The organism is Kitasatospora sp. NPDC094028 (genome assembly GCF_049543595.1).
In the GTDB taxonomy this organism is placed as follows: domain Bacteria; phylum Actinomycetota; class Actinomycetes; order Streptomycetales; family Streptomycetaceae; genus Kitasatospora.
In genome coordinates this window covers 20,529-45,628 of sequence record NZ_JBMVFA010000030.1, presented here as the reverse complement: position 1 = coordinate 45,628, position 25,100 = coordinate 20,529, and the positions used below count along the sequence as shown (strand labels likewise).

Here is a 25,100-nt window from a genome sequence, read left to right as displayed (position 1 = left end):
AAACCACGGGCTGCCGCCCGCGCACCCGCCTCCGGGGCGGGCTACTCCACCCCGATGAGCAGCGGCGCCGACTCCTGCCCGCCGTGGAAGACCACCGCGTCCACCTCGGGCCGGCGGTGCCGCACGTGCGCGACCAGCCGGTCGGCGAGCGCCCGGTCGGCGCCCTCGCCGAGGACGAGGGTGACGAGTTCGCCGCCCGCGCCGAGCATCCGCTCCAGCACGCTGGCGCCGACCTCCTCCAGCCCGCTGCCGATCACCGCGACGTCGCCGTCGATCAGGCCGAGCACGTCCCCGGCCTGGCAGACGCCGGCCATCGTCCAGGACTCCCCCTCGGCCACGGCGAGTTCGGCGTACCGGGTGGCGCCGGCCGCGGAGGTCATGGCGACCACGTCCTCGTCGAAGCGGCGGCCGCCCTCGTGCACGGCGAGCGCCGCGAGCCCCTGAACCGGCGAGCGGGTGGGCAGCACGGCGATCCGCACGCCCTCCTCGCGCAGCTGGTCGGCGGCGGCCCCGGCGGCGGCGCGCAGTTCGGGGTCGTTGAGCAGCAGGACGACCTCGCGGGCGGCGGACCGGCGGACGGCGGCGGCGAGTTCGGCGCTGGCCGGGCGGCGGTCCGGGTCGGCGTGCAGCACGACGGCGCCGGCCTGCTCGCACAGGTCGGCCAGGCCCTCGCCGGAGACCACGGAGAGCACCGCGCGGGCGCGCTCCTCGCGTTCGCCGCGCTCGGCGGCGGTGCCGGCCCGGGCGGCGGCCTCGGCGAAGTGGGTGATCCGGATCTGGTGGGGGCGCCCGGCCTCGACGCCGGCCTCCACGGCGGCGCCCGCGTCGTCGACGTGCACGTGGACGTTCCACAGCCCGTCGCCGCCGCCGACCACCAGGGAGTCGCCGAGCGCGCCGAGCCGCGTCCGCAGCGCGGGCAGGGCCTCGTCGGGGGCGTCCAGCAGGTAGATGACCTCGAAGGCGGGGTGGCCGGGCCCGGGCGGGCGGACGTGCGTCTCGCAGCCGGCCACCACGTCCCCGCGCAGGGCGACCGGCCCCATCGGCTGCTGCCCGGCGACGGCGTCGGCGAGCGCGCCGAGGACGGCCACCAGGCCGCGCCCGCCGGCGTCCACGACGCCGTTCTCGGCCAGCACGGCGAGCTGTTCGGGGGTGTGCCGCAGCGCGTCCCGGGCGGCCCGGTAGGCGGTGTCGGCGACCTGCGCGAGCCCGTCCCCGGCCCGGACGGCCTCCCGGGCGGCGACCCGGGCGACGGTCAGCAGGGTGCCCTCGACGGGCTCCGCGACGGCCTGGTAGGCGGAGTCGGCGGCCCGCTGCAGGGCGGCCCGCAGCTGTTCGGCGCCGCCGCCCTCGGCGAGCGTCTCGGCGGTGCCGCGCAGCCACTGGGCGAGGATCACCCCGGAGTTGCCGCGGGCGCCGACCAGCGCGCCGCGGGCCATCGCCCGGACGGTGTCGGCCAGCCCGGGGGCCGGGTGGGCGGCCGGGTCGGCGAAGCGGCTCTCCACCTCGGCGGCGGCGGACTCGACGGTCAGGTACAGGTTGGTGCCGGTGTCGCCGTCCGGGACGGGGTACACGTTGAGCGCGTCGATCTCCTCGCGCGCCTGGCCGAGCGCGCGCAGGGCGAGCTGGCACCAGGTGCGCACGGCCGGGGCGTCGAGCGTGTGCAGCACCGGGTCTCCTCCGGACGGGACGCCGCGGTGGCCCATGGGTGAGATGGCCCATGGGTGAACGGCATGGGGTGATCGAGGGGTGATACCGGCAGGTTATCGGGGGCCGGGGAGGGCCGCTCCGGTCCGCGGCCCGGAGCGATCACTCGGCCGGTCATGGTAGTTTCGTGGGACGGGAGCAGGCGTTGTATGCTCTCCCGGTTGCCCGGAACAATCCGGGCGCACCCCTCGATCCGATCCGGTTCACGCGAGTGCTCCGTTGGATCGCCGGGGTTGTCGAACGTAAATGATCTGAAGTCTTGGAGTGACTCCTGTGGCTGCCAACTGCGACGTCTGCGGCAAGGGGCCGGGCTTCGGCAACAGCATCTCCCACTCGCACCGCCGTACCTCCCGTCGTTGGAACCCCAACATCCAGACGGTGCGCGCTGTGGTTGGGCGGACGCCGAAGCGGCTCAACGTCTGCACCTCGTGCATCAAGGCCGGTAAGGTCTCGCGCTGACGCGCAGACCGGCATGCCGGTCCTCCAGTGAAGCCGGTTCATCCTCGGATGGACCGGCTTCACTGTTTTCCGTGGCCGGGCACGCTCCGCGACGGTGAACTCGCCGTCCGTGCCGGGCGGGTCCGCGGAGCCGCCCGGCACGGTGAACGTCAGCGCCAGCGCCAGGCGTGGTCGACCGGGCCGATCCCGGCGCCCAGGGCGAAGCCCCCGGCGATCGCGCCGGTGATGTACTCCTTGGCCGAGCCGACCGCCTCCGGCAGCGCCTCGCCCTTGGCCAGGCCGGCCGCGATCGCGCTGGCCAGCGTGCAGCCGGTGCCGTGGGTGTGCCGGTTGTCGTAGCGCGGCGCCCGGTACCAGTGCTCCTCCCCCGGCCCGCCGTACAGCAGGTCGGCGGCCTCGCCGGCCAGGTGGCCGCCCTTGACCAGCACCCAGCGCGGGCCGAGGTCGAGCAGCGCCTTGGCGGCGTCCAGCATCTGCGTCTCGTCCTCGACGGTGCGGCCGGTGAGTTGCGTCACCTCGTGCAGGTTGGGCGTGGCCAGGGTGGCGACCGGCAGCAGCTTCTCCCGGACGGTGGCCACGGCCTCGGCGGCCAGCAGCGCGTCGCCGTGCTTGGAGACGCCGACCGGGTCGACCACGACCGGGGCGTCCACCCCGGCGAGCAGTTCGGAGACGGTCTCGACGAGTTCGATCGAGGCCAGCATGCCGGTCTTCACGGCCTGCACCCCGATGTCGTCGACCACGCTGCGGAACTGCGCGCGGACGGCCTCGGCGGGCAGTTCCCAGTAGCCCTGGACGCCGAGCGAGTTCTGCGCGGTGACGGCGGTGATCACGCTCATGCCGTGGACGCCGAGGGCGAGCATCGCCTTGAGGTCGGCCTGGATGCCGGCGCCGCCGCCGGAGTCGGAGCCGGCGATGGTGAGCACGCGGGGAGGAACGGTCGAAGACATGGGCCCCAACCTACCCGCGCGGGCTCAGAGCACCGCCTCGGACTCCGCCCAGCGGTCCTCCGGTACGGTCTTCAGCCTGGTCACCGCGTCGCCGATCGGCAGCAGCTCGATGCCGGTCCGGCGCAGCGCGGTGAAGTGCCCGAACGCGCCCTGGTGGACGGCCTCCACCGCGTGCCAGCCGAAGCGGGTGGCGAGCACCCGGTCCCGGGCGGTCGGGGTGCCGCCGCGCTGGACGTGGCCGAGGATGACCGGGCGGGCCTCCTTGCCGAGCAGGTTCTCCAGCTCGTGGGCGAGCCGGTTGCCGATCCCGCCGAAGGTCCGGTGGCCGTACTGGTCGACGTCGCCGTGGTCGAAGCGCATGGTGCCGGGAACGGGTGCCGCGCCCTCGGCGACGGCGATGATGGCGAACTTCTTGCCGCGCGCGAAGCGGTCCTCGATTATCCGGGCGACCGCCTCGATGTCGAAGGGCTTCTCCGGGATCAGGATGCCGTGGGCGCCGCCGGCCATGCCCGCGGTGAGGGTGATCCAGCCGGTGTGCCGGCCCATCAACTCGACGACCATGACGCGCTGGTGGGACTCGGCGGTGGTCTTCAGCCGGTCGATCGCCTCGGTCGCGACGTGCACCGCGGTGTCGAAGCCGAAGGTGACGTCGGTGGCGTCGATGTCGTTGTCGATGGTCTTGGGCACGCCGACCACCGGCAGGCCGGCGTCGCTGAACAGCTTGGCCGCGGTCAGCGTCCCCTCGCCGCCGATCGCGATCAGTGCGTCGATGCCGATGTCGCGGGCGAGCACCTTCGCGTTGTCCACCGCCCAGGCGATCCGCTCGCGCCGCACCCGGGCCGAGCCGAGGATCGTGCCGCCGAGGGTGAGCAGGCCGGTGACGTCGTCGTGCGACACCGGCCGGGCGCGGCCCTCGATCAGGCCGAGGAAGCCGTCCTCGATGCCGACGATCTCGTCTCCGTGCACGTCGGTGCCCCGGTGCACCACCGAGCGGATGACCGCGTTCAGGCCGGGGCAGTCGCCGCCGCTGGTCAGGACACCGATGCGCATGTGTGGCGGGCTCCGCTCGCAGTGGTTCGGCCCACCCGCGCCGGACGGCGGGCGGGCTCGGATGCCGCAAGCCTACGCACAACGCATCCGTGAAGCCCGTCCCGCGCACGCCCGGAGCGTCACGTGCCGTACCGGCGTCCACCGCCCATCGGCCGTACTCCGTACGTCAGTCCGCGCCCGCGGCGCCCTGCGCCGCCCCGCGTCCGGCCCGCTCGGCCCGCTCGGCCCGCTCGGCTCACTCGGCTCACTCGGCGAAGTGGTCCCACCCGCCGACCCGGTCCCAGGGCGCGCCGTCCACCGTCACCCGGCCGCTGCGGCGGCCGGTCGGGCGGCCGATGACCTCGCCCACCACCCGCCAGCGGGCGGGGAGTTGGACCCCGCGCGGGAAGGTCGCCACGATCGCGTGGTCCTCCCCGCCGGAGAGCACCCACACCAGCGGGTCGACCCCGACCGCCTGCCCGATGTCGGCCATCTGCGCCGGGACGTCGAAGTCGGCGGCCTTCAGGTCGATGTCCACCTCGCTGGCCCGGGCCACGTGGCCGAGGTCGGCGACCAGCCCGTCGCTCACGTCGATCATCGAGGTCGCGCCCAACTCGGCGGCGGCCGGGCCCGCGTGGTACGGCGGCTCGGGCCGGCGGTGCGCCTCGACGAAGGCCCGCGGGGAACGGAAGCCGCGCTGCAGCACGGTCAGTCCGGCCGCCGACCAGCCCAGCCAGCCGGTCACCGCGACCACGTCACCGACCTGCGCGCCGGAGCGCTTCACCGCCGCGCGCCCCTGGAGGTCGCCGAGCGCCGTGATGGCCAGCGTGATGGTGTCGCCGCGCACCACGTCGCCGCCGACCACCGTCGCCCCGGCGACCTGGCACTCGTCGCGCAGCCCGTCCATCAGCTCGGTCGCCCAGGTGGTCGGCAGGTCGGCCGGGGCGACCAGCCCGAGCAGTATCGCGGTCGGCACCGCGCCCATCGCGGCCACGTCGGCGAGGTTCTGTGCGGCGGCCTTGCGGCCCACGTCGTAGGCGGTCGACCAGTCCCGGCGGAAGTGCCGGTTCTCGATCAGGACATCGGTGGTGGCCACCACCCGGCCGTCCGGAGCCTTCACCACCGCGGCGTCGTCACCCGGGCCGAGGTCGACCGCGTCGGTGAGCGGTACCCGGGCGGTCAGCTCCCTGATGAGGCCGAACTCGCCCAGCTCGCCCACGGTCCCCTGCATCTGCCGTCCTCTCGCGTTCTCGTCCGAAATCGACCCCCGTCGCGCTCCCCCGCGCGCAGCGTACGCCCTTCGGGGGCGCGCGGGTCTCCCTCCCCGGCCCGCTGCGCGGTAGCGTGGTGATCAGACTGCCGGTGAGCCCGATCCCGACCTCATGCCCGGCCGGGTGATCACGGCGGCGATCCCCGCAACCGGCCCCCGGAGGTCCCCGTGGTACAGGCGTACATCCTGATCCAGACCGAGGTGGGCAAGGCCACCGCTGTCGCGGAGACCATCTCCGCGATCAAGGGCGTGATCACCGCCGAGGACGTCACCGGTCCGTACGACGTGATCGTCAAGGCCGAGGCGGACACCATCGACGACCTCGGCCGCATGGTGGTGGCGAAGGTCCAGAAGGTCGAGGGCATCACCCGCACCCTCACCTGTCCGGTGGTCAACCTGTAAGGCCCGGCTACCATCGGCGGGTGGCCCGAGAATCCCGCATTCCCAAGGCGCTGGGCGCCGTTCCCGCGCCGGTCCGCTGGCTGGCCCTGCCGGCCGCGCTGACCGGCGCGGTCGTGCTGATGGTCAACAGCTGGAGTTCGGCCGCCTCGGAGGTCGAGGCACCCAAGCCCACCGGGAGGGCGGCCGAACACTGCCGGGCACTCGCGGCCGCCCTGCCGCAGGACCTGCTGGGCAAGCCCCGCCAGGACCTCTCGCCCGCCTCGCCGTACGTCGCCGCCTGGGGCGATTCGCCCCGGACGGTGCTGCGCTGCGGCATCGAGCGGCCGGAGGAGCTGAACGGCGAGCACGCCGCGGACTGGTCCCCGACGGTCGACGACGTCACCTGGTGGTCGCAGAAGCTCGACGACGGCGGCTACCGCTTCGTGACGACCATGCGGGCCGCCTACGTCGAGGTCACCGTCCCGAAGGGCGCCGCGCAGAACCCCTTCGACCCGGCCGCCGCGCTGACCCCGGTGGTCAAGGCGAACATCCCGGGCTGACCGGGCTGACCGAGCGGGCCAGTGGCAACGGGCGGGCCGGAACTCTCCGGCCCGCCCTTCGCCGTACGGGTGTCCGCTAGCGCAGGCCGGTGGAGCGCCGCAGCGCGGTCTGCAGCAGCCGGTCGATCAGCTCCGGGTACGAGACCCCGCTGGCCTCCCACATCTTCGGGTAGGCCGAGATCGGGGTGAAGCCGGGCATGGTGTTGATCTCGTTGATCATCCAGGTGCCGTCCTCCAGCAGGAAGAAGTCCACCCGGGCCAGCCCCTCGCAGCCGAAGGCCTCGAACGCGGCCACCGCCTGGCGCTGGATCTCGGCGGTCTCCTCGGCGGTCAGGGCCGCCGGGATCCGCACCTCGGAGGAGTCGATGTACTTGGCCTCGAAGTCGTAGAAGTCGAAGCCCTCGCCGACCAGCACCTCGGCCGGCACGCTGGCCCGCGGGCCGTCCTCGAACTCCAGCACCCCGCACTCGATCTCGCGGCCGGACACGCCGGCCTCGATGATCAGCTTGGGGTCGTGCCGGCGGGCCTCCTCGATCGCGGCGTCCAGCTCGGCCAGGTCCTTGACCTTGGTGATGCCGATGCTGGAGCCGGCCCGGCAGGGCTTCACGAACAGCGGCAGGCCCAGCCCGGCGGCCCGCTCGCGCACGGCGGCGCGGCCCTGCTCGGTCTCCCAGTCGCGCGGCCGCACGATCGTGTAGTGGCCGACGCCCAGCCCGTGCGAGGCGAGGATCCGCTTGGCGAACTCCTTGTCCATGCCGGCCGCGCTGGCCAGCACGCCGTTGCCGACGTAGGGCACGCCGGAGAGCTCCAGCAGGCCCTGGAGGGTGCCGTCCTCGCCCCAGGGGCCGTGCAGCAGCGGGAACACGACGTCGACGTCGCCGAGGGCCTTGGGGGCGCTTCCCGGCTCGCTGAGGACCACCTCGCGGCTGCCCGGCGAGACCGGCAGCGCGACCTGCCCGGCGACGGCCTCGGCGACGTTGGCGACGTCCGGCAGCTTGCCGTCGGTGATGGCCATCCGGGCCGGCTCGTCGCTGACCAGCGCCCAGCGGCCCTCGTGCGTGATGCCGATCGGCAGCACGTCGTACCTGTCGCGGTCGATCGACTTGAGCACGCTGCCCGCGGTGGAGACCGAGATGGCGTGCTCGGAGCTGCGGCCGCCGAAGACCAGCGCGACGCGCGGCTTGCGGGCGGACGGGTTCGGGGAGGACTGTTCGATGCTCATATCGGGTTTGAGACTACCGTGCGACGTGTTTCCGGGAAGTCAACGGCTTTCCGAAGACACGCCGCACGACGGATCCCCGACCCGGCGGGAGTTCAGCGCCGCTCCGCCTTCGCCGAGCGCGACATCAGCGCCCGCAGCGCCTCCTGGGTCGGCCGCCCGTTGTGCACCACGTCCACCACGGCCTCGACGATCGGCATGTCGACGCCGCTGCGCCGGGCCAGATCGAGCACCGACTCGCAGGACTTGACGCCCTCCGCGGTCTGCCGGGTCGCCGCGATGGTCTCGGCCAGCGACATGCCCCGGCCGAGGTTCATCCCGAAGGTGTTGTTGCGCGACAGCGGCGAGGAGCAGGTGGCGACCAGGTCGCCCATCCCGGCGAGCCCCGCGAAGGTGTGCGGGTCGGCGCCCAGCACCTCGCCGAGCCGGGTGGTCTCGGCCAGCCCGCGGGTGATCAGCGTCGCCTTGGTGTTGTCGCCGAGCCCCATGCCGGCCGCCATGCCGACCGCCAGGCCGATCACGTTCTTGACCGCGCCGCCGAGTTCGCAGCCGATCACGTCGGTGTTGGTGTACGGGCGGAAGTACGGCGTGTGGCAGGCCGCCTGGAGCCGCTTGGCGACCGCCTCGTCGGCGCAGGCGACCACGCTGGCGGCGGGCTGCTTGTTGGCGATCTCCTTGGCCAGGTTGGGCCCGCTGACCACCGCGACCCGCTCCGGGCCGACCTTGGTGACCTCCTCGATCACCTCGCTCATCCGCTTGGCGGTGCCGAGTTCGATGCCCTTCATCAGGCTCACCAGCACGGTCTGCGGCTCGATCAGCGGCGTCCACGCGGCCAGGTTGTCGCGCAGCGTCTGCGAGGGCACCACGAGCACCGCGAAGTCGGCGCCGGCCAGCGCCTCGGCGGCGTCGGTGGTGGCCCGCACCGAGTCGGGCAGCCGGACGCCCGGCAGGTAGTCCGGGTTCTCGTGCGTGCTGTTGACGGCGTCGGCGAGTTCCTGCCGGCGGGCCCACAGCACCACCTCGCTGCCGGCGTCGGCGAGCACCATCGCGAAGGCGGTGCCCCAGGAGCCGGTCCCCATCACTGCGCAGCGGCTCACCGGCCGGTCTCCTCACCCGAGTCGGCGGGCTTCTCGCCCTTGGCGCGGCGCCGCTCGGCGAGCGCCGCGGCGGCCCGCTGCCGGGCCGCCTTGCGCATGTCGTAGCGCTCGGCGGGCGGTCGCTCGCCGCGGATGTCGGCGAGCACCTCGGTGATCGCCGACATGATGTCCTCGGTGGCGTCGGCCAGCACCTGGGCGGTCAGCTCCTGGCCGCGGTACTTGCTCAGGTCGACCGCGGGGCCGGCCGCGACCACGACCCGGTGGCGCGGGAAGAGGTTGAACTTGCCCTTCCCGTAACCGGCTCGGCCGTACGGGGGGATGATCTCGTGCGCACCCCAGTGCGCGACCGGGATGACGGGCGCGCCGGTCATCAGCGCGACCCGGGCGACACCGCTCTTGCCGGTCATCGGCCACAGGTCCGGGTCCCGGGTGAGCGTGCCCTCGGGGTAGAACTGCACGCACTGGCCGCCGTTGACGGCGTCGATCGCGGCCCGGAAGGCCTGCGCGGCGTCGGTGGACTCGCGGAACACCGGAATCTGACCGGTCTTGCGCAGCATGAATCCGATGAACGGAATCGAGAACAGCGAGGACTTGCCGAGAATGCGCGGCGGGCGTCCACTGTTGTACTGCCAGTGGGCATAGATCACCGGGTCGATGATCGAATTGTGGTTCACCGCGGCGATGAAGCCGCCCTTCTCGGGAAGGTGCTCCCAGCCCCGCCAGTCGGGCTTCACCAGGGCGGTCGTCACCGGTTTCACCAGCACGGCCGCGAAGCGGTACCAGATGCCGTAGTCGGCGTTGCCGAACTTGGCGTACGAGCGGCGGGCCACCCCAGGCTCCTTCTCATCACATGCGGCACGTGGGGTGCCGCGGTCGTAGCCTCCCGGCCTCCGCACCGGAGCGACCGGTGCCCGGGTGCCGGGCGCGGAACAGTCTCGCCCGCCTGCTCACCGGCTGTCGAGCGGCCGCGCCAACCCGCGCGGCGGTCGTGATCAAACGCACGTCCGCACAGCTCGGACGGCCTGGCGAGGGTTCCGGGACCGGCGTCACAATGACGCCGATGACCCAGGACACCGTACGCCCCAGCGGGCCCGTCACGCCCGCCGCACCCGCCGCCGACTGGTCGGTGGTACTGCCGCTCAAACCGCTCGCGACGGCGAAGAGCAGACTGGCCCCGTACGCCGGCCCGCACCGGGCCGGCCTGGCACTCTCCTTCGCGCTGGACACCGTCCGCGCCGCGCTGGCCACCCCGGGCGTCGCCCGCGTCCTGGTGGTCACCCGGGACGCGACGGCCGGCGAGCGGCTGGCCGGGCTGGGTGCCCTGGTGGTCGCCGACGAGCCCGGTGGCGGCCTCAACACGGCGCTGGCGCACGGCGCCTCGGCCGCCCGGCGGCTGGCCCCGCACGCCCCGCTGGCCGTCCTGTCGGCGGACCTGCCGGCCCTGCGCCCGGCCGAACTCGCCCGGGTGCTGGGCGCGGTGCCGGCGGACGGCCGGGCCTTCCTGCCGGACTCCCCGGGCCTCGGCACCACCCTGCTCGCCTGCACGCCCGGACGGCCGCTCTCCCCCGCCTTCGGGGACGGCTCCCGGGCCCGGCACGCGGCCGGCGGGGCGCTCGAACTGCGCCTGGCGGGCGTCGAGTCGGTGCGCCGGGACGTCGACACCGGAACGGACCTCGGCGAGGCGGCGGCCCTCGGCCTCGGCCCGCACACCAGTGCCCTGTTCGCACGCCTGGGCCGTTCCTGACGGCGCGCCCGAGCGGCCGGGCGCGACCCCCTGATCGCTATGCTGCTCGCATGCAGGCCACCGCGTTCACCTTCGACCCCGCCACCCGGGCCGGCTCCGTGCTGCTCGACGACGGGACCCCGGTGCCGTTCGACGCGGCCGCCTTCGACGCCGGCGGCCTGCGGCTGCTGCGCCCCGGCCAGCGGGTGCGCATCCGCACCGAGGGCACCGGCGAGGCCCGCCGGGTGGTCTTCGTGACGCTGCAGACCTTCCCCGACCCCGCCGAGCAGTAGCCGCCCGCCCCGGCGACGGCCGGGGCCGCCGGGCGTCGAATTCCTGACCGAGCGCCCGGAAACCGAAAGAGCCGCGGCGCCCGGTCTCCGCCGTCGCGGAAAAGGGGGTTGCCGCGGCTCTCCAGCCGAAGGCCGTCCGGGGGACGAGCCCGCGCGGGACCTTACTTGGCCGAGGTCTTGCGCGCGGTGGTCTTGCGGGTGGCGGTCTTCTTCGCCGGCGCCGTCTTCTTGGCCGTGGCGGTCGCCTTCTTGGCGGCGGTGGCCGTGGTCTTCTTGGCGGCGGCCGTGGTCGTCGCCTTCTTGGCGGCGGCCGTCTTCTTGGTCGCGGCGGCCGTGGTGGTCTTCTTCGCGGCGGCGGCGGTGGTCTTCTTGGTCGCGGTCGCCTTCTTGGCGGCGGCGGCCGTGGTGGTCTTCTTGGCGGCGGCCGTGGTCGTCGCCTTCTTGGCGGCGGTCTTCTTGGTCGCGGCCGGGGTGGCGGCAGCGGCGGCGGCACGCTTGGTGGCGGCGCGCTTGGCGGCCGGGGTGGCGGCGACGCCGCTCTTGCCCGGGGTGAGCGAGCCCTTGGGGGCCTTCTTCACCGAGGGGCCTTCCTTCGGCAGCTTCTTGCTGCCGCTGACCAGGTCCTTGAAGCCCTGGCCAGGGCGGAAGCGCGGGACGGCGGTCTTCTTGACCTTGACCCGCTCGCCGGTCTGCGGGTTGCGGGCGAAGCGCGCGGAGCGCTCCACCTTCTCGAAGGTGCCGAACCCGGTGACCGAAACCCGGTCACCGGCCACAACGGCACGGACCATGGTGTCGAGCACTGCGTCGACGGCCTCTGCGGCAGCCTTGCGACCGCCCAGCTGCTCGGCCACCGCTTCGACAAGCTGAGCCTTGTTCACGTCTTCCCCTTCGGAAACGGGCGCCGGATGATTCCATCCGTTCTTTTCGCACGTTAGGTATGTATCTGCGGACTTTCAATTACCAAACGCGCGAATCACCCTAGTGTCGCAATGGATTTGCGCGTCGGCGACCTCAGCGGAGCGGCGGGAGCCCCTCGTCGAGGTCATGTACAAAGCGACTCAACCGCCGTGCCGCCTCCGGAAGATCGCGCTTGGCGGTCTCGGTGACGATGAGCAGTTGACGGGTGAGAGCGGTCTTTGCATCGGCAGACACGTTCAGCGCATGCACGCGGGCGTGAGCTTGCTTCAACCGCTCGGCCACGAGCGCGTAGAGCGCTGCGACTTCCTGGTCGTCCGATCCCTCAGCTGGCGCGGAGGTGACGTCCGGCCGATCGTCAATTCGGCGTTCGGATCGCCGGCCCCCGGAGTCCTCGGACGCGGGTTCGCCGCCCGCGTACGGAGGTTCGTGGTGCCGGTGCATGTACTGATTGTGCCATCTACCCGTAGTTGTACTTGCGCGGGCCCCTGTTCGGCAAAGCCGAATGGGCAATCCGGGGAAGGGCCCGGTGGTAACTCATGGTCCGGAACGCCGGATGGCCCGGCCCCCCCGAGGGGGACGCGGGCCATCCGGCGGATCGTCGGAATGACGGATCTGAACGGAACTCAGACCACGGGCAGGGTACGGGGTTTGAACGCGGGGCGGCTCGCCTCGAAGGCCGCGATCTCGTCCTCGTTCCGCAGCGTGATGCTGATGTCGTCCAGGCCGTTGAGCAGCCTCCACCGGACGTTGTCGTCCAGTTCGAAGCTCTCCGTGACGCCTTCGGCCCGCACTTCGCGGTTCTCCAGATCAACGGTGATCTCGGCCGAAGGGTTACTCTCGGTGAGCACCCAGAGTCGTTCCACGGCCTCCTGCGGCAGGACGACCGTCAGCAGGCCGTTCTTCAGGGAGTTGCCGCGGAAGATGTCCGCGAAGCGGCTGGAGATCACCGCGTGGAAGCCGTAGTTCTGCAGCGCCCAGACGGCGTGCTCGCGCGAGGAGCCGGTGCCGAACTCGGGGCCGGCCACCAGGACGGTGGCGCCCTGCCGCTCGGGCCGGTTGAGGATGAACGCCTCGTCCCGGCGCCAGGCTTCGAACAGCCCGCCCTCGAAACCGGATCGGGTGACCTTCTTGAGCCAGTGGGCGGGGATGATCTGGTCGGTGTCCACGTTGCTGCGGCGCAGCGGGACGGCCCGGCCGGTGTGGGTGGTGAACTTCTCCATGGTTCTCAGGCCTCCACAGCCACGTTGGCGCTCAGGTCGGACGGTGCGGCCAGACGGCCCAGGACGGCGGTCGCCGCGGCGACCTGCGGGGAGACCAGATGGGTGCGGCCGCCCTTGCCCTGCCGGCCCTCGAAGTTGCGGTTCGAGGTGGAGGCGCAGCGCTCGCCGGGGGCCAGCTGGTCGGGGTTCATGCCGAGGCACATCGAGCAGCCGGCGTGCCGCCATTCGGCACCGGCGGCGGTGAACACCTTGTCCAGGCCCTCCTCGACGGCCTGCAGCGCGACCCGGACGGACCCGGGGACGACCAGCATCCGCACGCCGTCCGCGACCTTGCGGCCCTCCAGGACGGCGGCCGCGGCGCGCAGGTCCTCGATCCGCCCGTTGGTGCAGGAGCCGACGAAGACGGCGTCGACGGCGACCTCGCGCAGCGGGGTGCCGGGCACCAGGCCCATGTAGGCCAGGGCGTTCTCGGCGGCCAGGCGCTCCTGCGGGTCGGCGAAGTCCGCCGGGTCCGGCACCTCGGCGCCGAGCGGGGCGCCCTGGCCGGGGTTGGTGCCCCAGGTGACGAACGGGGTCAGCTCGTTCGCGTCGATGAAGACCTCGTGGTCGAAGACGGCGTCCTCGTCGGTGGCCAGGGTCCGCCAGTACGCGACTGCGGCGTCCCAGTCCTCGCCCTTCGGGGCGTGCGGGCGGCCCTCCAGGTAGGCGAAGGTGGTGTCGTCCGGGGCGATCATGCCGGCCCGGGCGCCGGCCTCGATGGACATGTTGCAGACGGTCATCCGGGCTTCCATCGACAGGCTCCGGATCGCCGAGCCGCGGTACTCCAGGACGTAGCCCTGGCCGCCGCCGGTGCCGATCCTGGCGATGACGGCCAGGATCAGGTCCTTGGCGGTGACGCCCTCGGGCAGTTCGCCCTCGACGGTGATCGCCATGGTCCGGAACGGCGCGAGCGGCAGGGTCTGGGTGGCCAGCACGTGCTCGACCTGGCTGGTGCCGATGCCGAACGCCAGCGCGCCGAAGGCGCCGTGGGTGGAGGTGTGGGAGTCGCCGCAGACCACCGTGGTGCCGGGCTGGGTCAGGCCGAGCTGCGGGCCGACCACGTGCACCACGCCCTGCTCGACGTCGCCGAGCGAGTGGATGCGCACGCCGAACTCGGCCGCGTTGCGCCGCAGGGTCTCCAGCTGGACCCGGGAGACCGGGTCGGCGATCGGCTTGTCGATGTCCAGGGTGGGGGTGTTGTGGTCCTCGGTCGCGATGGTCAGGTCGGTGCGGCGGACCTTGCGACCGGCCAGCCGGAGGCCGTCGAAGGCCTGCGGGCTGGTCACCTCGTGGAGCAGGTGCAGGTCGATGAACAGGAGGTCGGGCTCGCCTTCCGCGCGCCGCACGACGTGGTCGTCCCAGACCTTCTCAGCGAGTGTCCGTCCCATCGGAATCCCTCCAGCCGGCCGCGTTGCCGGCCTTCTCGTGTCATCGGGGTCAAAGCGTCCGCCGCCCGGAGCGGGGCGCGTCCGCGGACCTGCACGCCGGATCGCTGTCCACGATGCGGACACTCGGACGAGGCCACATCCTGGATGTCTCCCGGGCTGCTGCCTCCAGAGTGGCGCTTTTCCCGGAAGATTGAACTTGCGTCTCGCGGAATGAGACTGCAGTCTTATCGCATGGACAACTCTAGCGGCGTCGGCGTTCTCGACAAGGCCGCTCTGGTGCTGAGCGCACTGGAGTCGGGCCCCGCCACGTTGGCGGGGCTGGTCGCCGCCACCGGCCTGGCGCGCCCCACCGCCCACCGGCTCGCCGTCGCACTCGAACACCACCGTCTGGTCACCAGGGACATGCAGGGGCGCTTCATCCTCGGCCCCCGACTGTCCGAACTCTCCGCCGCGGCGGGCGAGGACCGGCTGCTCGCCACCGCGGGCCCGGTCCTGACCCACCTGCGCGACGTCACCGGCGAGAGCGCACAGCTCTACCGCCGCCAGGGCGAGATGCGGATCTGCGTCGCCGCCGCCGAGCGGCTCTCCGGCCTGCGGGACACCGTCCCGGTCGGCAGCACCCTGCCGATGAAGGCCGGCTCCGCCGCCCAGGTCCTGCTCGCCTGGGAGGAGCCCGAGCGCCTCCACCGCGGCCTGCAGGGCGCCCGGTTCACCGCCACCGCGCTCAGCGGCGTCCGGCGGCGCGGCTGGGCCCAGTCGATCGGCGAGCGGGAGCCGGGCGTCGCGTCCGTCTCCGCGCCGGTGCGCGGCCCCTCCAACCGCGTGGTGGCCGCCGTCTCGGTCTCCGGCCCGATCGAGCGTCTGACCCGCCACCCGGGCCGGCTGCACGCCCAGGCCATCATCGAGGCCGCGAACCGGCTCACCGAGGCGCTGCGCCGCAGCTGAACCGGCCCCGCCGGCCGAAATCCCCCACCCGCCCCCACGAAAACCGGAAGGGCCCCGCTCGGAGTCGAGCGGGGCCCTCGGCGCATTCGGGGCACCGGGGCGGGAAACGGTCCGGAGAAACAAAAAAGACCCCGAGGACCGGGGCCTTTCCTTTTTTCTGGCTGGGGTACCAGGACTCGAACCTAGACTAAATGAACCAGAATCACTCGTGCTGCCAATTACACCATACCCCAACACAAAGCAAGGGCCGATGGGCGAGCCCACCGGCTTCCTGCTCTGAAGTACCCCCGACCGGATTCGAACCGGCGCTACTGCCGTGAGAGGGCAGCGTGCTAGGCCGCTACACAACGGGGGCTCCTGGCGATCCCTTGCGGAATCAGTACCCCCGACCGGATTCGAACCGGCGCTACTGCCGTGAGAGGGCAGCGTGCTAGGCCGCTACACAACGGGGGCTTTCCAGGCGGTCCCTTGCGGGACCAGTACCCCCGACCGGATTCGAACCGGCGCTACTGCCGTGAGAGGGCAGCGTGCTAGGCCGCTACACAACGGGGGCTTGGATCTTCTTTTGTCACTGCGGTGCGATCGTCTCCGATCGTACAGCGCTGGGGTACCAGGACTCGAACCTAGACTAACTGAACCAGAATCAGTCGTGCTGCCAATTACACCATACCCCACCAGAGTTGAACCCTTGCGAGCTCTTCTCAGGCGTTGCGCCTCTCGTTCGGTCCCGGCGGGGGGCTTTCGCTCCCTCGTCCGTTCCCTCCCGGGCGGCGCAGAAAGAACATTACCCGACGTCTGGCCTGGCTCCAAAATCGATAACCCCAGGCAGCGGCCGGGAGGCCGGCGGATGACCTCCGGGTACGCCGCGGGCCCGGCACGAGGCCGGGCCCGCGGGCAGTTCAGCCGGTGCCTCAGGCGGCCGGCAGGGCGTCCAGGGCGGAGCGCAGCCGGCGCAGCGTCTCGGGGCGTCCGAGCAGCTCCATCGACTCGAACAGCGGCGGCGACACCCGGCGGCCCGTGACGGCCACGCGCAACGGCGTGAAGGCGAACTTGGGCTTGATGCCCAGCCCGTCCACCAGCGCCTCGCGCAGCGCGGCCTGGATCGGCTCCGGGGTGAAGTCCGCCAGCTCCTCCAGCGCCTTGATGCTGGCCTCCAGCACCGGGCGGGCGTCGGCGGTCAGCGCCTTGGCGGCGTCGTCCGGGTCGACGGTGAAGTCGGCCGGGTCGACGAACAGGAAGCCGGCCATGTTCACGATCTCGCTCAGCACGACCATCCGCTCCTGGGTGAGCGGCGCGATCCTGGCGAGCAGGTCCAGCTGCTCGGCGGTCGGCTCGGCCGGCAGCAGGCCGGGGGCCTGCAGGTACGGCACCAGGCGCCGGACGAAGTCCTCCGGGGCCAGCCGGCGGACGTGCTCGGCGTTGATCGCCTCGCACTTCTTCAGGTCGAAGCGGGCCGGGTTGGAGTTGACCTTGGCGATGTCGAAGGCCGCGATCAGCTCGTCCGTGCTGAAGATGTCCCGGTCCTCGGCCAGCGACCAGCCCAGCAGGGACAGGTAGTTGAGCAGGCCCTCGCGGATGAAGCCGCGCTCGCGGTACAGGTTGAGCGAGGCCTGCGGGTCGCGCTTGGAGAGCTTCTTGTTGCCCTCGCCCATCACGTACGGCAGGTGGCCGAAGCGCGGGGTGCCGCCGTCGCCGACGCCGATCTCGGCGAGCGCCGCGTACAGGGCGATCTGCCGCGGGGTGGAGGACAGCAGGTCCTCGCCGCGCAGCACGTGGGTGATGCCCATCAGGGCGTCGTCCACCGGGTTGACCAGGGTGTACAGCGGGGCGCCGTTGGCCCGGACGATGCCGTAGTCCGGCACGTTCTCCGGCTCGAAGGTGAGCGTGCCGCGCACCAGGTCGTCGAAGGAGATGGTGGTGTCGGGCATCCGGAAGCGCAGGATCGGCTCGCGCTTCTCCAGCTTGTAGACGGCGACCTGGTCGTCCGTCAGGTTCCGGCAGTGGCCGTCGTAGCCGGAGGGCTTGCCGGCCGCGCGGGCGGCCTCGCGGCGGGCGTCCAGCTCCTCGGTGCTGCAGTAGCAGTGGTAGGCGTGGCCGGCCTCGTGCAGGCGGCGGGCGACGTCGGCGTAGATGTCCATCCGCTGCGACTGGCGGTACGGCTCGTGCGGGCCGCCGACCTCCGGGCCCTCGTCCCAGTCGAAGCCGAGCCAGCGCATGGCGTCGAGCAGCTGGTTGTACGACTCCTCGGAGTCGCGGGCGGAGTCGGTGTCCTCGATCCGGAAGACCAGCGTGCCGCCGTTGTGGCGGGCGTAGGCCCAGTTGAAGAGGGCGGTGCGGACCAGGCCCACGTGGGGGTTGCCGGTCGGGGACGGACAGAAGCGAACCCGGACGGCCGGGTCAGTGTTAGCCACGCTTGATCACCTTGTTGGTGAGAGTGCCGATGCCTTCGATGGAGACGGCGACCTCGTCGCCGACGTTGAGCGGGCCCACCCCTGCGGGCGTGCCGGTGAGGATGACGTCGCCGGGAAGCAGCGTCATGGCCTCGGAGATGTGGACGATCAGCTCGGCGACCGAGCGGACCATCTGGGAGGTGCGGCCGGCCTGCCGGAGCTCGCCGTTGACCGTGCAGGTGACGGCGAGGTCGGCCGGGTCGAGGTCGGTCTCGATCCACGGCCCCAGCGGGCAGGCGGTGTCGAAGCCCTTGGCCCGGGCCCACTGGCCCTCGCGCTGCTGGACGTCGCGCGCGGTGAGGTCGTTGGCACAGGTGTAGCCGAGGATCACCTCGGGCACCCGCTCCAGCGGCACCTCCCGGCACATCCGGCCGATCACCACGGCGAGTTCGGCCTCGTGCTGGACGTCCGAGGAGAACGGCGGGTACGCGATGCTCTCGGTCGGGCCGATCACCGAGGTGGAGGGCTTGAAGAAGGTGAGCGGGACGTCCGGGACGTCGTTGCCCAGTTCGGCCGCGTGCGCCGCGTAGTTCCGGCCGACCGCCACGATCTTGTTCGGGAGCATCGGGCTGAGCAGCCGGACGTCCTGGAAGCGGTAGCTCTCGCCGGTGGGCTGGGGTTGGCCGAACGGGTGGCCGGCCAGCGCGTGGACGACCAGCGACTCGGGCTGGGAGAGGTCGCCCTCCACGACGCCGAAGGAGACCGTGCCGGCGGCAGGGCTCCCTTCCCGGACGGAAAACCTGGCAATGCGCACGGCTGGGCTACCCCTCGCTTCGTCGGCCGCCCGGGGCGCGCCCGGGCGCTGGTGGGCGCCCCGCCCGAGCTGGGCGCGGCCCCGTCAATCGTCGTCCAGGCTATCGCGTGGGGGCTCCGCCGACCCGTTTGCCCCTGTTCAGCGCGGTTGGTTCCGCCCCGGGCCGAAGGGCGCGCCGACGCCGAAGGGGTGAGCCCCTCCGGTCCGCCGGCGAGCGGGTGACAGCACGAGGGCGCCGTCGTCGCGGATGCGACGGCGGCGCCCTCGGTGCGGCGCTGCCGGGGTCAGTCCAGGGGGGTGACGACCGGGGCGACCAGAAGCTGGGTGCGGCGCGGGTTGGCCGTGACGGCCGGCAGCTCGGTGGAGTAGGTCACCGCGTCCTCGGGCTTGCGGGCGCCCGGGATCTGGCTGAAGTCCGCGACCGAGGCCAGCGTGGTCCGGCGGGGGTTCGCCGTGGAGCCGCTGGGCAGCGTGGACTTGGTGGCCTTCTTCGCCTGGGACATCGAGAGCACCTCGTGGTCGCGGCCGGGCTGATCCGCGACGGATCGGCACCGGCCTGAGTGATTCCGAATATTCGGAAGGGTTCTGGGCAGGCTGATCGGGGCCGTGCTCCGGAGACAGCCAGGTTACGAGATCTCATTCCACAGAGGCCGTGACCAAAGCTACACATTGAGCTGTGATTTTGCTCACAAATTGTGTGACAAAAGCCGAATTCCCGACATATCGCCGCATCGGATCTTTCCGACATCTCGCACATTTCGGGCATTCCATGAGGTCTGCGACTCTTTTCGATCTAGAGCCTGGTTGGCATGTATCCGGCGAGTGTCCGAAAAAGGCGGTATTCCGGTCCGGTTACCGCACAGTCAGTGAAACCGCGCACGCGGTCGGTAGCGTTCGGCGGCCACGACCGGCGGCCCTTGTTGGGATTCCCCGGCTGTGCTGGAATGCCACGGACCGTGGGTAGGGAGCAGTCCACCCCGGCGACCCGCTCTCCCGGACCGGCCGGGGTGCGGATGGAAACTCGACACCGTCCAGGCCGTGGCGACGCGGCGGGACGCCCGGTCCAGAGGTTGCGACGCCAGTGCAGGGACGTTTCAAAAGGGGTAGCGGCGCCGCGGGCGACCAGGAGTCGCACGAGCCCGCGGCCGCCCCTCAGCAGGCGGCTGCCCCCGGCGGCCCGGCCGAGCCGGCGGGGCCCGACGTGGTCGGTCACCCGGAGGGCGACGGGCAGGACCGCAAGTCCACCCGGGACAAGCTCCGGACCACCCTGACCAGGCGCCGCGCCACCGGCATCAGCCGGTTCCGGATGCGCAACTGGCGCATCCGCACCCGCCTGATCGCGCTGCTCGCGCTGCCCGTCCTGGTCTCGCTGGTCCTCGGTGGCCTGCGCATCCAGACCTCGATGGAGAACTCGCAGCAACTCGCCCAGATGGCCAACCTCGCGGACCTGGCCAAGAAGGCGACCAACCTCGCGGACGCCCTGCAGACCGAGCGCGACATCAGCGCCGGTCCGATCACCAGGGACCCGAGCGCGCCGCTGGACGACGACGTCACCACCGCCCGCAAGGCGACCGACGACTTCAACCGCGCGTTCACCGCCTCCTCCGACAAGTTCGAGAACCTCGAACTCTCCGGTGGAAAGGCCCTGCTGTTCCAGATCCGCAGGGACCTGAACTCCATCACCGAGGCGCGCAACCTGCCGTACCAGAACAACCAGAACATCCAGTCGACGATCACCGCCTACGACGTGATCATCCGAGACCTGCTGTCCCTCACCCAGGACATCGCGCTCGCGTCGAACAACAAGGACCTGGTCGTCGCGACCCGCGCGCTGCAGCAGTTCTCGCTCGCCAAGAACGTCACCTCGCAGCAGCGCGCCCTGGTCAGCGCCGCGCTCGCCAACCCCAAGGGCCCGGACCTCAGCGCGAGCGACGAGTCCTTCGGCATCCGCCTGCGCACGTCCTACGACAACGCGCTCATCGGCTTCAACAACATCTACACCGCGCACGACCTGGACAACCTGCGCGGCCAGCTCAGCTACAACACGGTGATCGCCGACGCCGACCGCTACGCGCACTCGATCCTCCAGACCAACGGCATCCACCAGACCGACCCGGTCAGCTTCAAGGAGTGGTACGAGAAGATCAGCGCGAAGATCACGGCTGAGCGCCGGATCGAGACCAAGCTGCTGGAGAACCTGGACGGCAAGGCCCAGGACCTCCAGTCGCAGGCCGACACCGACGCGCTGATCATCGCCGCCGCCGTCGCCCTGGTGCTGCTCTTCGCCCTCGGTGGCGCCGCGCTGATCGCCCGCTCGATGGTGCGCTCGCTGACCCGGCTGCAGTCCGCGGCCGAGGACGTCGCCGAGCGGCGACTGCCCGAGCTGGTCAAGACGCTCTCCGAGAGCGACCCGCACGACGTCGACACCACCGTCGAGCCCGTCGCCATCGACTCCGCCGACGAGATCGGCCACGTGGCCCACGCCTTCGACATGGTGCACAGCGAGGCCGTCCGCCTCGCCGCCGAGCAGGCCCTCCTCCGCGGCAACATCAACGCGATGTTCACCAACCTGTCGCGCCGCAGCCAGGGCCTCATCCAGCGCCAGCTGTCGCTCATCTCCGAACTGGAGAGCCGCGAGGCCGACCCGGACCAGCTGGCCAACCTCTTCAAGCTGGACCACCTCGCCACCCGCATGCGCCGCAACGGCGAAAACCTCCTCGTCCTCGCCGGTGAGGACCCGGGCCGCCGCTGGACCCGCCCCGTGCCGCTGGTCGACGTGCTCCGCGCCGCCGCCTCCGAGGTGGAGCAGTACGAGCGCATCGAGCTGGCCTCGGTGCCGTCCGCCGAGGTCGCCGGCCGCGTCGTCAACGACCTCGTCCACCTGCTCGCCGAGCTGCTGGAGAACGCCACCTCGTTCTCCAGCCCGCAGACCCGCGTCCGGGTCACCGGCCACGCGCTGCCGGACGGCCGGGTGCTGATCGAGATCCACGACACCGGCATCGGCCTCAGCCCGGACGACCTCGCCGAGATCAACGAACGCCTGGCCAACCCGCCGACGGTGGACGTCTCCGTCTCCCGCCGCATGGGCCTCTTCGTGGTCGGCCGCCTGTCCCTGCGACACGGCATCCGCATCCAGCTGCGCCCGAGCGACTCCGGCGGCACCACCGCGCTGGTCATGCTCCCGGTGGACGTCACCAACTCCGCCGACCGCCGCGGCCCCGCCCGCGCCGGCGGCCAGCCGCCCAAGCAGCAGCGCGGGATCGCCCCGACGCCGCGCCAGCAGCGCCAGATGGCGCCCGGCCAGAACGGCCCGGCCGCGATCGGCCAGGGCCCGGCCGGCGGTGCCCCGCAGGGCGGTCGCCCGCAGCTCGGCCAGGGCGGTTCGCCCGCTCCGGCGGGCCCGGGTGCGCCCGGTGCGCCGGGTGCCCCCGCGGGCCCGGGTGCGCCGGCCGGTCCGGGTGCGCCCGGCGGCCGCGACGGCGGCCTGCCGACCCGTCAGGTCGGCCAGTCGCTGCGCGAGAATCCGCCGCAGCAGGGCGCCGGCCAGGGCCAGGGCCCGGGTCAGGGCCGGCCGCAGGGCCGCCCGGCCCCGCAGCAGCAGCGCGGCCAGGCCCGCCCGGGTCAGCCGCAGCAGTCCGCCCAGCTGCCCCCGCAGGCCGGCCCGAACGGCCTGCCCCGGCGCGGCCGTCCGCAGGCCGGACAGCAGCAGCCCGGACAGCCCCAGGGCTCCCCGCAGCCCGGCCTGCCGGGTCAGCCCGGTCAGCCCGGCGGTCCCGGCCCGCGCACCGGCGAGCAGCCGCAGCACGGCCGCCCCGACGCGCCGCAGCAGGGCGCCCGCCCCGGCGAGCGTCCGCAGCAGGACGGCCTGCCGCAGCGCCGTCCCGGCCAGCTCGGCCCGCAGCAGCCCGGTCAGCCCGGTCAGCCGGGCCGGCCCGGCGGTCCCGGCCAGCCCGGTCGCCCGCAGCCCGGCCCGCAGGGGCCGCGCCGTCCGCAGCGTCCGGGCCCGGACGGCCCGCAGCAGGGCCGTCGCCAGCCGCAGCTGCCGCCGCAGGGCCAGCCGCTGCCGCCGCAGCAGCAGCCCCAGCCGCTGCCCTCGGCCGAGCCGGCGCCGGTGCCGGTGGAGAGCACCCAGCAGCTCGCCCGGCCGCGCTTCGAGGCCAGCCAGATCGACCCGCGCGACCCGCTGGGCCTCGGCCTGGTGGAGCCGGTGCTGCCGAACGTGCCGAACCCGGCCCGTCCGGAGCCGGTGCGCCCGGAGCCGGCCCAGCAGAGCGCCCCGCAGCAGCCCAACCCCCAGCAGCAGCACCGCCGCCCCGAGCCGATGGCGCTGCCCACCGGGCCCTCCGAGGCCACCGGCGAGCAGCCCTGGAACCCGCAGGCCGAGCCGCAGCAGCGGGCGCCGCAGCAGCAGTACCAGCCGCGCCGCCCCGGCACCTCGGCGCCGGGCTTCGAGGAGCCCCAGCAGCCCCAGCGGCCGCAGCAGCTCCGCCGGCCGCAGCCGCAAGGGGAGTTCCAGCCGCAGGCCCCGGCCCCGCAGCAGCAGGCCGAGCCGCAGCAGGCTCCGGCGCCGCAGGCCCCGCAGCAGCCGCAGCCCGGCCCCGGCGACGCGCCGTGGCGCCCGTCCGCCAACGACGAGCGCTGGCGCCGCGCGGAGCAGGTCCGCGAGCCGTCGACCAGCGGCGTCACGCTGTCCGGCCTCCCCCGGCGCACGCCGCAGGCCAACCTGGTCTCCGGCACCGCCGAGTCCTCGCCGCTGACCGGTCCGCAGGTCTCCCGGGCCCCCGAGGAGGTGCGCGGCCGGCTGACCAACCTGCGCCGCGGCATCCAGCAGGGCCGCCGGGTCGGCGCCGAGCAGGCCGGCAACCCGACCGGTTTCCACCATGGTGCGCAGCAGCCCGGATTCGATAGTTTCGGTGGCCGGAGCGACGGCAACGGCGCAGATCACCAGGAGCGTTGAGTTGAACCAGATGAGCCAGGCCGCACAGAACCTGAACTGGCTGATCACCAATTTCGTGGACAACACCCCCGGGGTGTCCCACACCGTGGTGGTCTCCGCCGACGGCCTCCTGCTGTGCATGTCCGAGGGCTTCCCCCGGGACCGCGCCGACCAGCTCGCCGCCGTCGCCTCCGGCCTCACCTCCCTCACCTCCGGCGCCAGCCGGATCTTCGAGGGTGGCGAGGTCAACCAGACCGTCGTCGAGATGGAACGGGGTTTCCTCTTCCTGATGGCCATCAGCGACGGCTCCGCCCTCGCCGTCCTCGCCGCACCCGACTCCGACATCGGCCTCGTCGGCTACGAGATGGCCCTGCTCGTCGACCGCGCCGGCGCCGTCCTCACCCCCGCACTCCGCGCGGAACTCCAGGGCAGTCTCCTGCACTGACCGGTCTCCGCACGGCTCCACCCACCCGTCCCACCTCCCCGCCGGGACCGACCCGACCGGCCCCGGCGCCTCACCCTCAGCTACCCTCAGGCAGCTGATCCCGCCTCAGCTGGCACCGCCCCAGCTGGAACCGGCTGCCCAAGGCCGCAGCACAAGGAGGACCCATGACCCCGCCCTCGACACCCGCCGGCTACGGCAACGGGTACGGCAGCGGCTACGGCGGGCAGCAGTCCGACGGCTACGAGCAGCAGCCGCTGGTCCGTCCGTACGCCATGACCGGCGGCCGGACCCGCCCGCGGTACCAGCTCGCCATCGAGGCGCTGATCTCGACCACCGGTTCGGCCGAGCGGACCGGCGGGCTGCTGCCGGAGCACGCCCGGATCGTGAACCTCTGCCGTGAGGTCAAGTCCATCGCGGAGATCTCCGCACTGGCCGGCGTCCCGCTCGGGGTCGCCCGCATCCTCGTCGCCGACCTTGCCGAGGCCGGTCTCGTCGCCATCCACCAGCCCGCCGCCGCGGGCGAGTCGGGCGGAACGCCCGATGTCACGCTGCTCGAAAGGGTCCTCAGTGGACTTCGCAAGCTCTAACGGATCCGCCCGGGCCACGACGTCGGCCAAGATCGTCGTGGCCGGCGGTTTCGGTGTCGGCAAGACCACGCTCGTCGGCGCCGTCTCCGAGATCAACCCCCTGCGCACCGAAGCCGTCATGACCTCGGCCTCCGCCGGCATCGACGACATCAGCCACGTCTCCGGCAAGACGACCACCACCGTCGCCATGGACTTCGGCCGCATCACCCTCGACGAAGACCTCATCCTCTACCTCTTCGGCACCCCCGGACAGGACCGCTTCTGGTTCATGTGGGACGACCTCGTCCGAGGCGCCATCGGAGCCATCGTCCTCGTCGACACCCGCCGCCTCGCCGACTGCTTCCCCGCCCTCGACTACTTCGAGAACAGCGGACTGCCCTTCGTCGTCGCCCTCAACGGCTTCGACGGACACCAGCCCCACACCCCCGACGAGGTCCGCGAAGCCCTCCAACTCGGCGCCGACACCCCGGTCGTCACCCTGGACGCCCGTCGCCGCGACAGCGCCAAGAGCGCCCTCATCACCCTCGTCGAACACGCCCTCCTGGCCCGACTCCGCTGAGTCCGGCCCCGGGTTCGAACGACGGGCGACAGCCCCGGTACCCCGTCCGGTCGGGCGGGGCACCGGGGCTGTCGTGCCGAACGGCCGGTGTCCTCGGGGAGGCCCGCGCAAGGCCCGTGTATAAGCAGCCGATAACAGTTCGGTAGGCATTTGGTGATCAACAATGACTCAGTGTGG

At 72.6% G+C, this 25,100-nt stretch carries 23 protein-coding genes, 5 tRNA genes and 1 pseudogene; 10 read left to right on the top strand and 19 right to left on the bottom strand.

Going from position 1 to position 25,100, the window contains the following annotated elements:
- Nucleotides 1-41 precede the first annotated feature (41 nt).
- Entirely contained in the window at nt 42-1,703 is a 1,662-nt protein-coding gene (locus ACPC54_RS32270) for a DAK2 domain-containing protein (RefSeq protein ID WP_498969937.1), read from the bottom strand.
- Between the two features lie 274 nt (nt 1,704-1,977).
- On the opposite strand from ACPC54_RS32270, the pseudogene rpmB reads away from it, so the two are divergent.
- Nucleotides 1,978-2,088, top strand: a pseudogene (gene rpmB, locus ACPC54_RS32265) (50S ribosomal protein L28); the annotation flags it as partial.
- Nucleotides 2,089-2,312: 224 nt separating this feature from the next.
- On the opposite strand, the gene thiD reads toward rpmB, so the two are convergent.
- The 3 genes from thiD to ACPC54_RS32250 all read right to left on the bottom strand — a co-directional run bounded on the left by thiD (nt 2,313) and on the right by ACPC54_RS32250 (nt 5,370).
- Nucleotides 2,313-3,110 carry a bifunctional hydroxymethylpyrimidine kinase/phosphomethylpyrimidine kinase gene (gene thiD, locus ACPC54_RS32260; RefSeq protein ID WP_498969935.1) on the bottom strand — a complete coding sequence of 266 codons (798 nt, stop codon included), beginning with the start codon at nt 3,108-3,110 and terminating at the stop codon, nt 2,313-2,315.
- A gap of 24 nt (nt 3,111-3,134) precedes the next feature.
- Nucleotides 3,135-4,160, bottom strand: a complete 1,026-nt coding sequence (locus tag ACPC54_RS32255) for an ATP-dependent 6-phosphofructokinase (protein WP_498969934.1) — start codon at nt 4,158-4,160, stop codon at nt 3,135-3,137.
- Nucleotides 4,161-4,404: 244 nt separating this feature from the next.
- Nucleotides 4,405-5,370 (bottom strand): thiamine-phosphate kinase, encoded by a 966-nt coding sequence (locus ACPC54_RS32250; protein WP_498969933.1) that lies wholly within the window; start codon nt 5,368-5,370, stop codon nt 4,405-4,407.
- 207 nt (nt 5,371-5,577) lie between these two features.
- On the opposite strand from ACPC54_RS32250, the gene ACPC54_RS32245 reads away from it, so the two are divergent.
- Both ACPC54_RS32245 and ACPC54_RS32240 read left to right on the top strand, forming a co-directional pair.
- Nucleotides 5,578-5,811: an Lrp/AsnC family transcriptional regulator gene (locus ACPC54_RS32245; protein WP_498969931.1), complete on the top strand. Its 234-nt coding sequence runs from the start codon at nt 5,578-5,580 to the stop codon at nt 5,809-5,811.
- A gap of 20 nt (nt 5,812-5,831) precedes the next feature.
- Nucleotides 5,832-6,350: a DUF3515 domain-containing protein gene (locus ACPC54_RS32240; protein WP_498969929.1), complete on the top strand. Its 519-nt coding sequence runs from the start codon at nt 5,832-5,834 to the stop codon at nt 6,348-6,350.
- A 76-nt stretch (nt 6,351-6,426) separates the two neighbouring features.
- Here ACPC54_RS32240 and ACPC54_RS32235 read toward each other — a convergent pair whose 3' ends face one another.
- The 3 genes from ACPC54_RS32235 to ACPC54_RS32225 all read right to left on the bottom strand — a co-directional run bounded on the left by ACPC54_RS32235 (nt 6,427) and on the right by ACPC54_RS32225 (nt 9,496).
- Nucleotides 6,427-7,572, bottom strand: a complete 1,146-nt coding sequence (locus tag ACPC54_RS32235) for a D-alanine--D-alanine ligase family protein (RefSeq protein ID WP_498969928.1) — start codon at nt 7,570-7,572, stop codon at nt 6,427-6,429.
- Nucleotides 7,573-7,664: 92 nt separating this feature from the next.
- On the bottom strand, nt 7,665-8,648 hold the full coding sequence (locus ACPC54_RS32230) for an NAD(P)H-dependent glycerol-3-phosphate dehydrogenase (protein ID WP_498970002.1): 984 nt from the start codon (nt 8,646-8,648) through the stop codon (nt 7,665-7,667).
- Between the two features lie 14 nt (nt 8,649-8,662).
- The gene (locus ACPC54_RS32225) at nt 8,663-9,496 is read right to left on the bottom strand and encodes a lysophospholipid acyltransferase family protein (protein ID WP_498969926.1); all 834 of its coding nucleotides are present in this window, start codon (nt 9,494-9,496) and stop codon (nt 8,663-8,665) included.
- 230 nt (nt 9,497-9,726) lie between these two features.
- Between ACPC54_RS32225 and cofC the strand changes: the two genes are divergently transcribed.
- Both cofC and ACPC54_RS32215 read left to right on the top strand, forming a co-directional pair.
- A complete protein-coding gene (gene cofC / locus ACPC54_RS32220) occupies nt 9,727-10,410 on the top strand; it encodes a 2-phospho-L-lactate guanylyltransferase (RefSeq protein WP_498969925.1) in 684 nt (227 codons plus the stop codon).
- A 50-nt stretch (nt 10,411-10,460) separates the two neighbouring features.
- Nucleotides 10,461-10,682, top strand: a complete 222-nt coding sequence (locus ACPC54_RS32215; RefSeq protein ID WP_498969924.1) for a hypothetical protein — start codon at nt 10,461-10,463, stop codon at nt 10,680-10,682.
- 161 nt (nt 10,683-10,843) lie between these two features.
- Here ACPC54_RS32215 and ACPC54_RS32210 read toward each other — a convergent pair whose 3' ends face one another.
- From ACPC54_RS32210 to leuC, 4 genes are all read right to left on the bottom strand, one after another.
- Entirely contained in the window at nt 10,844-11,560 is a 717-nt protein-coding gene (locus ACPC54_RS32210; RefSeq protein WP_498969923.1) for an HU family DNA-binding protein, read from the bottom strand.
- A 133-nt stretch (nt 11,561-11,693) separates the two neighbouring features.
- Nucleotides 11,694-12,041, bottom strand: coding sequence for an SCO5555 family protein (locus ACPC54_RS32205; protein ID WP_498969922.1), 348 nt, complete (start codon nt 12,039-12,041; stop codon nt 11,694-11,696).
- Nucleotides 12,042-12,223: 182 nt separating this feature from the next.
- Nucleotides 12,224-12,820: a 3-isopropylmalate dehydratase small subunit gene (gene leuD / locus ACPC54_RS32200; RefSeq protein ID WP_498969921.1), complete on the bottom strand. Its 597-nt coding sequence runs from the start codon at nt 12,818-12,820 to the stop codon at nt 12,224-12,226.
- A gap of 5 nt (nt 12,821-12,825) precedes the next feature.
- Complete coding sequence (leuC, locus tag ACPC54_RS32195) at nt 12,826-14,247, bottom strand: 3-isopropylmalate dehydratase large subunit (protein WP_498969920.1); 1,422 nt, start codon at nt 14,245-14,247, stop codon at nt 12,826-12,828.
- Nucleotides 14,248-14,478: 231 nt separating this feature from the next.
- Here leuC and ACPC54_RS32190 point away from each other — a divergent pair, with 231 nt between their 5' ends.
- A complete protein-coding gene (locus ACPC54_RS32190; RefSeq protein ID WP_030306825.1) occupies nt 14,479-15,192 on the top strand; it encodes an IclR family transcriptional regulator in 714 nt (237 codons plus the stop codon).
- 158 nt (nt 15,193-15,350) lie between these two features.
- On the opposite strand, the gene ACPC54_RS32185 is transcribed toward ACPC54_RS32190, so the two are convergent.
- The 8 genes from ACPC54_RS32185 to ACPC54_RS32150 form a co-directional block, all read right to left on the bottom strand.
- Nucleotides 15,351-15,425 (bottom strand) — tRNA-Gln (locus tag ACPC54_RS32185).
- Nucleotides 15,426-15,474: 49 nt separating this feature from the next.
- Nucleotides 15,475-15,547 (bottom strand) — tRNA-Glu (locus ACPC54_RS32180).
- 25 nt (nt 15,548-15,572) lie between these two features.
- Nucleotides 15,573-15,645: transfer RNA gene (locus tag ACPC54_RS32175), tRNA-Glu, on the bottom strand.
- Nucleotides 15,646-15,672: 27 nt separating this feature from the next.
- Nucleotides 15,673-15,745: transfer RNA gene (locus tag ACPC54_RS32170), tRNA-Glu, on the bottom strand.
- Between the two features lie 49 nt (nt 15,746-15,794).
- Nucleotides 15,795-15,866, bottom strand: a tRNA-Gln gene (locus ACPC54_RS32165).
- Nucleotides 15,867-16,103: 237 nt separating this feature from the next.
- Nucleotides 16,104-17,603: a glutamate--tRNA ligase gene (gene gltX / locus ACPC54_RS32160; RefSeq protein ID WP_498969919.1), complete on the bottom strand. Its 1,500-nt coding sequence runs from the start codon at nt 17,601-17,603 to the stop codon at nt 16,104-16,106.
- Entirely contained in the window at nt 17,596-18,396 is an 801-nt protein-coding gene (locus tag ACPC54_RS32155) for a fumarylacetoacetate hydrolase family protein (protein WP_498969918.1), read from the bottom strand. The genes gltX and ACPC54_RS32155 overlap by 8 nt, the downstream gene beginning before the upstream one ends.
- Nucleotides 18,397-18,680: 284 nt before the next feature.
- Nucleotides 18,681-18,899, bottom strand: a complete 219-nt coding sequence (locus ACPC54_RS32150; protein WP_498969917.1) for a hypothetical protein — start codon at nt 18,897-18,899, stop codon at nt 18,681-18,683.
- Between the two features lie 578 nt (nt 18,900-19,477).
- Between ACPC54_RS32150 and ACPC54_RS32145 the strand changes: the two genes are divergently transcribed.
- The 4 genes from ACPC54_RS32145 (at nt 19,478) to ACPC54_RS32130 (ending at nt 24,923) form a co-directional block, all read left to right on the top strand.
- The gene (locus tag ACPC54_RS32145; RefSeq protein ID WP_498969915.1) at nt 19,478-23,353 is read left to right on the top strand and encodes a nitrate- and nitrite sensing domain-containing protein; all 3,876 of its coding nucleotides are present in this window, start codon (nt 19,478-19,480) and stop codon (nt 23,351-23,353) included.
- 10 nt (nt 23,354-23,363) lie between these two features.
- On the top strand, nt 23,364-23,777 hold the full coding sequence (locus ACPC54_RS32140) for a roadblock/LC7 domain-containing protein (protein WP_030291361.1): 414 nt from the start codon (nt 23,364-23,366) through the stop codon (nt 23,775-23,777).
- A 164-nt stretch (nt 23,778-23,941) separates the two neighbouring features.
- Nucleotides 23,942-24,364, top strand: a complete 423-nt coding sequence (locus ACPC54_RS32135) for a DUF742 domain-containing protein (RefSeq protein WP_030257834.1) — start codon at nt 23,942-23,944, stop codon at nt 24,362-24,364.
- Nucleotides 24,345-24,923 carry a GTP-binding protein gene (locus ACPC54_RS32130; protein WP_498969913.1) on the top strand — a complete coding sequence of 193 codons (579 nt, stop codon included), beginning with the start codon at nt 24,345-24,347 and terminating at the stop codon, nt 24,921-24,923. Before ACPC54_RS32135 ends, ACPC54_RS32130 begins: the two co-directional genes overlap by 20 nt.
- Nucleotides 24,924-25,100 lie beyond the last annotated feature (177 nt).

What these genes read in the sequence shown, in the direction of transcription:
- ACPC54_RS32270 (WP_498969937.1), bottom strand. Translation starts at nt 1,703, where the DNA reads ATGGGCCACCGCGGCGTCCCGTCCGGAGGAGACCCGGTGCTGCACACG.
- thiD (WP_498969935.1), bottom strand. Translation starts at nt 3,110, where the DNA reads ATGTCTTCGACCGTTCCTCCCCGCGTGCTCACCATCGCCGGCTCCGAC.
- ACPC54_RS32255 (WP_498969934.1), bottom strand. Translation starts at nt 4,160, where the DNA reads ATGCGCATCGGTGTCCTGACCAGCGGCGGCGACTGCCCCGGCCTGAAC.
- ACPC54_RS32250 (WP_498969933.1), bottom strand. Translation starts at nt 5,370, where the DNA reads ATGCAGGGGACCGTGGGCGAGCTGGGCGAGTTCGGCCTCATCAGGGAG.
- ACPC54_RS32235 (WP_498969928.1), bottom strand. Translation starts at nt 7,572, where the DNA reads ATGAGCATCGAACAGTCCTCCCCGAACCCGTCCGCCCGCAAGCCGCGC.
- ACPC54_RS32230 (WP_498970002.1), bottom strand. Translation starts at nt 8,648, where the DNA reads ATGGGGACCGGCTCCTGGGGCACCGCCTTCGCGATGGTGCTCGCCGAC.
- cofC (WP_498969925.1), top strand. Translation starts at nt 9,727, where the DNA reads ATGACCCAGGACACCGTACGCCCCAGCGGGCCCGTCACGCCCGCCGCA.
- ACPC54_RS32215 (WP_498969924.1), top strand. Translation starts at nt 10,461, where the DNA reads ATGCAGGCCACCGCGTTCACCTTCGACCCCGCCACCCGGGCCGGCTCC.
- ACPC54_RS32205 (WP_498969922.1), bottom strand. Translation starts at nt 12,041, where the DNA reads ATGCACCGGCACCACGAACCTCCGTACGCGGGCGGCGAACCCGCGTCC.
- leuD (WP_498969921.1), bottom strand. Translation starts at nt 12,820, where the DNA reads ATGGAGAAGTTCACCACCCACACCGGCCGGGCCGTCCCGCTGCGCCGC.
- leuC (WP_498969920.1), bottom strand. Translation starts at nt 14,247, where the DNA reads ATGGGACGGACACTCGCTGAGAAGGTCTGGGACGACCACGTCGTGCGG.
- ACPC54_RS32190 (WP_030306825.1), top strand. Translation starts at nt 14,479, where the DNA reads ATGGACAACTCTAGCGGCGTCGGCGTTCTCGACAAGGCCGCTCTGGTG.
- ACPC54_RS32150 (WP_498969917.1), bottom strand. Translation starts at nt 18,899, where the DNA reads ATGTCCCAGGCGAAGAAGGCCACCAAGTCCACGCTGCCCAGCGGCTCC.
- ACPC54_RS32140 (WP_030291361.1), top strand. Translation starts at nt 23,364, where the DNA reads ATGAGCCAGGCCGCACAGAACCTGAACTGGCTGATCACCAATTTCGTG.
- ACPC54_RS32135 (WP_030257834.1), top strand. Translation starts at nt 23,942, where the DNA reads ATGACCCCGCCCTCGACACCCGCCGGCTACGGCAACGGGTACGGCAGC.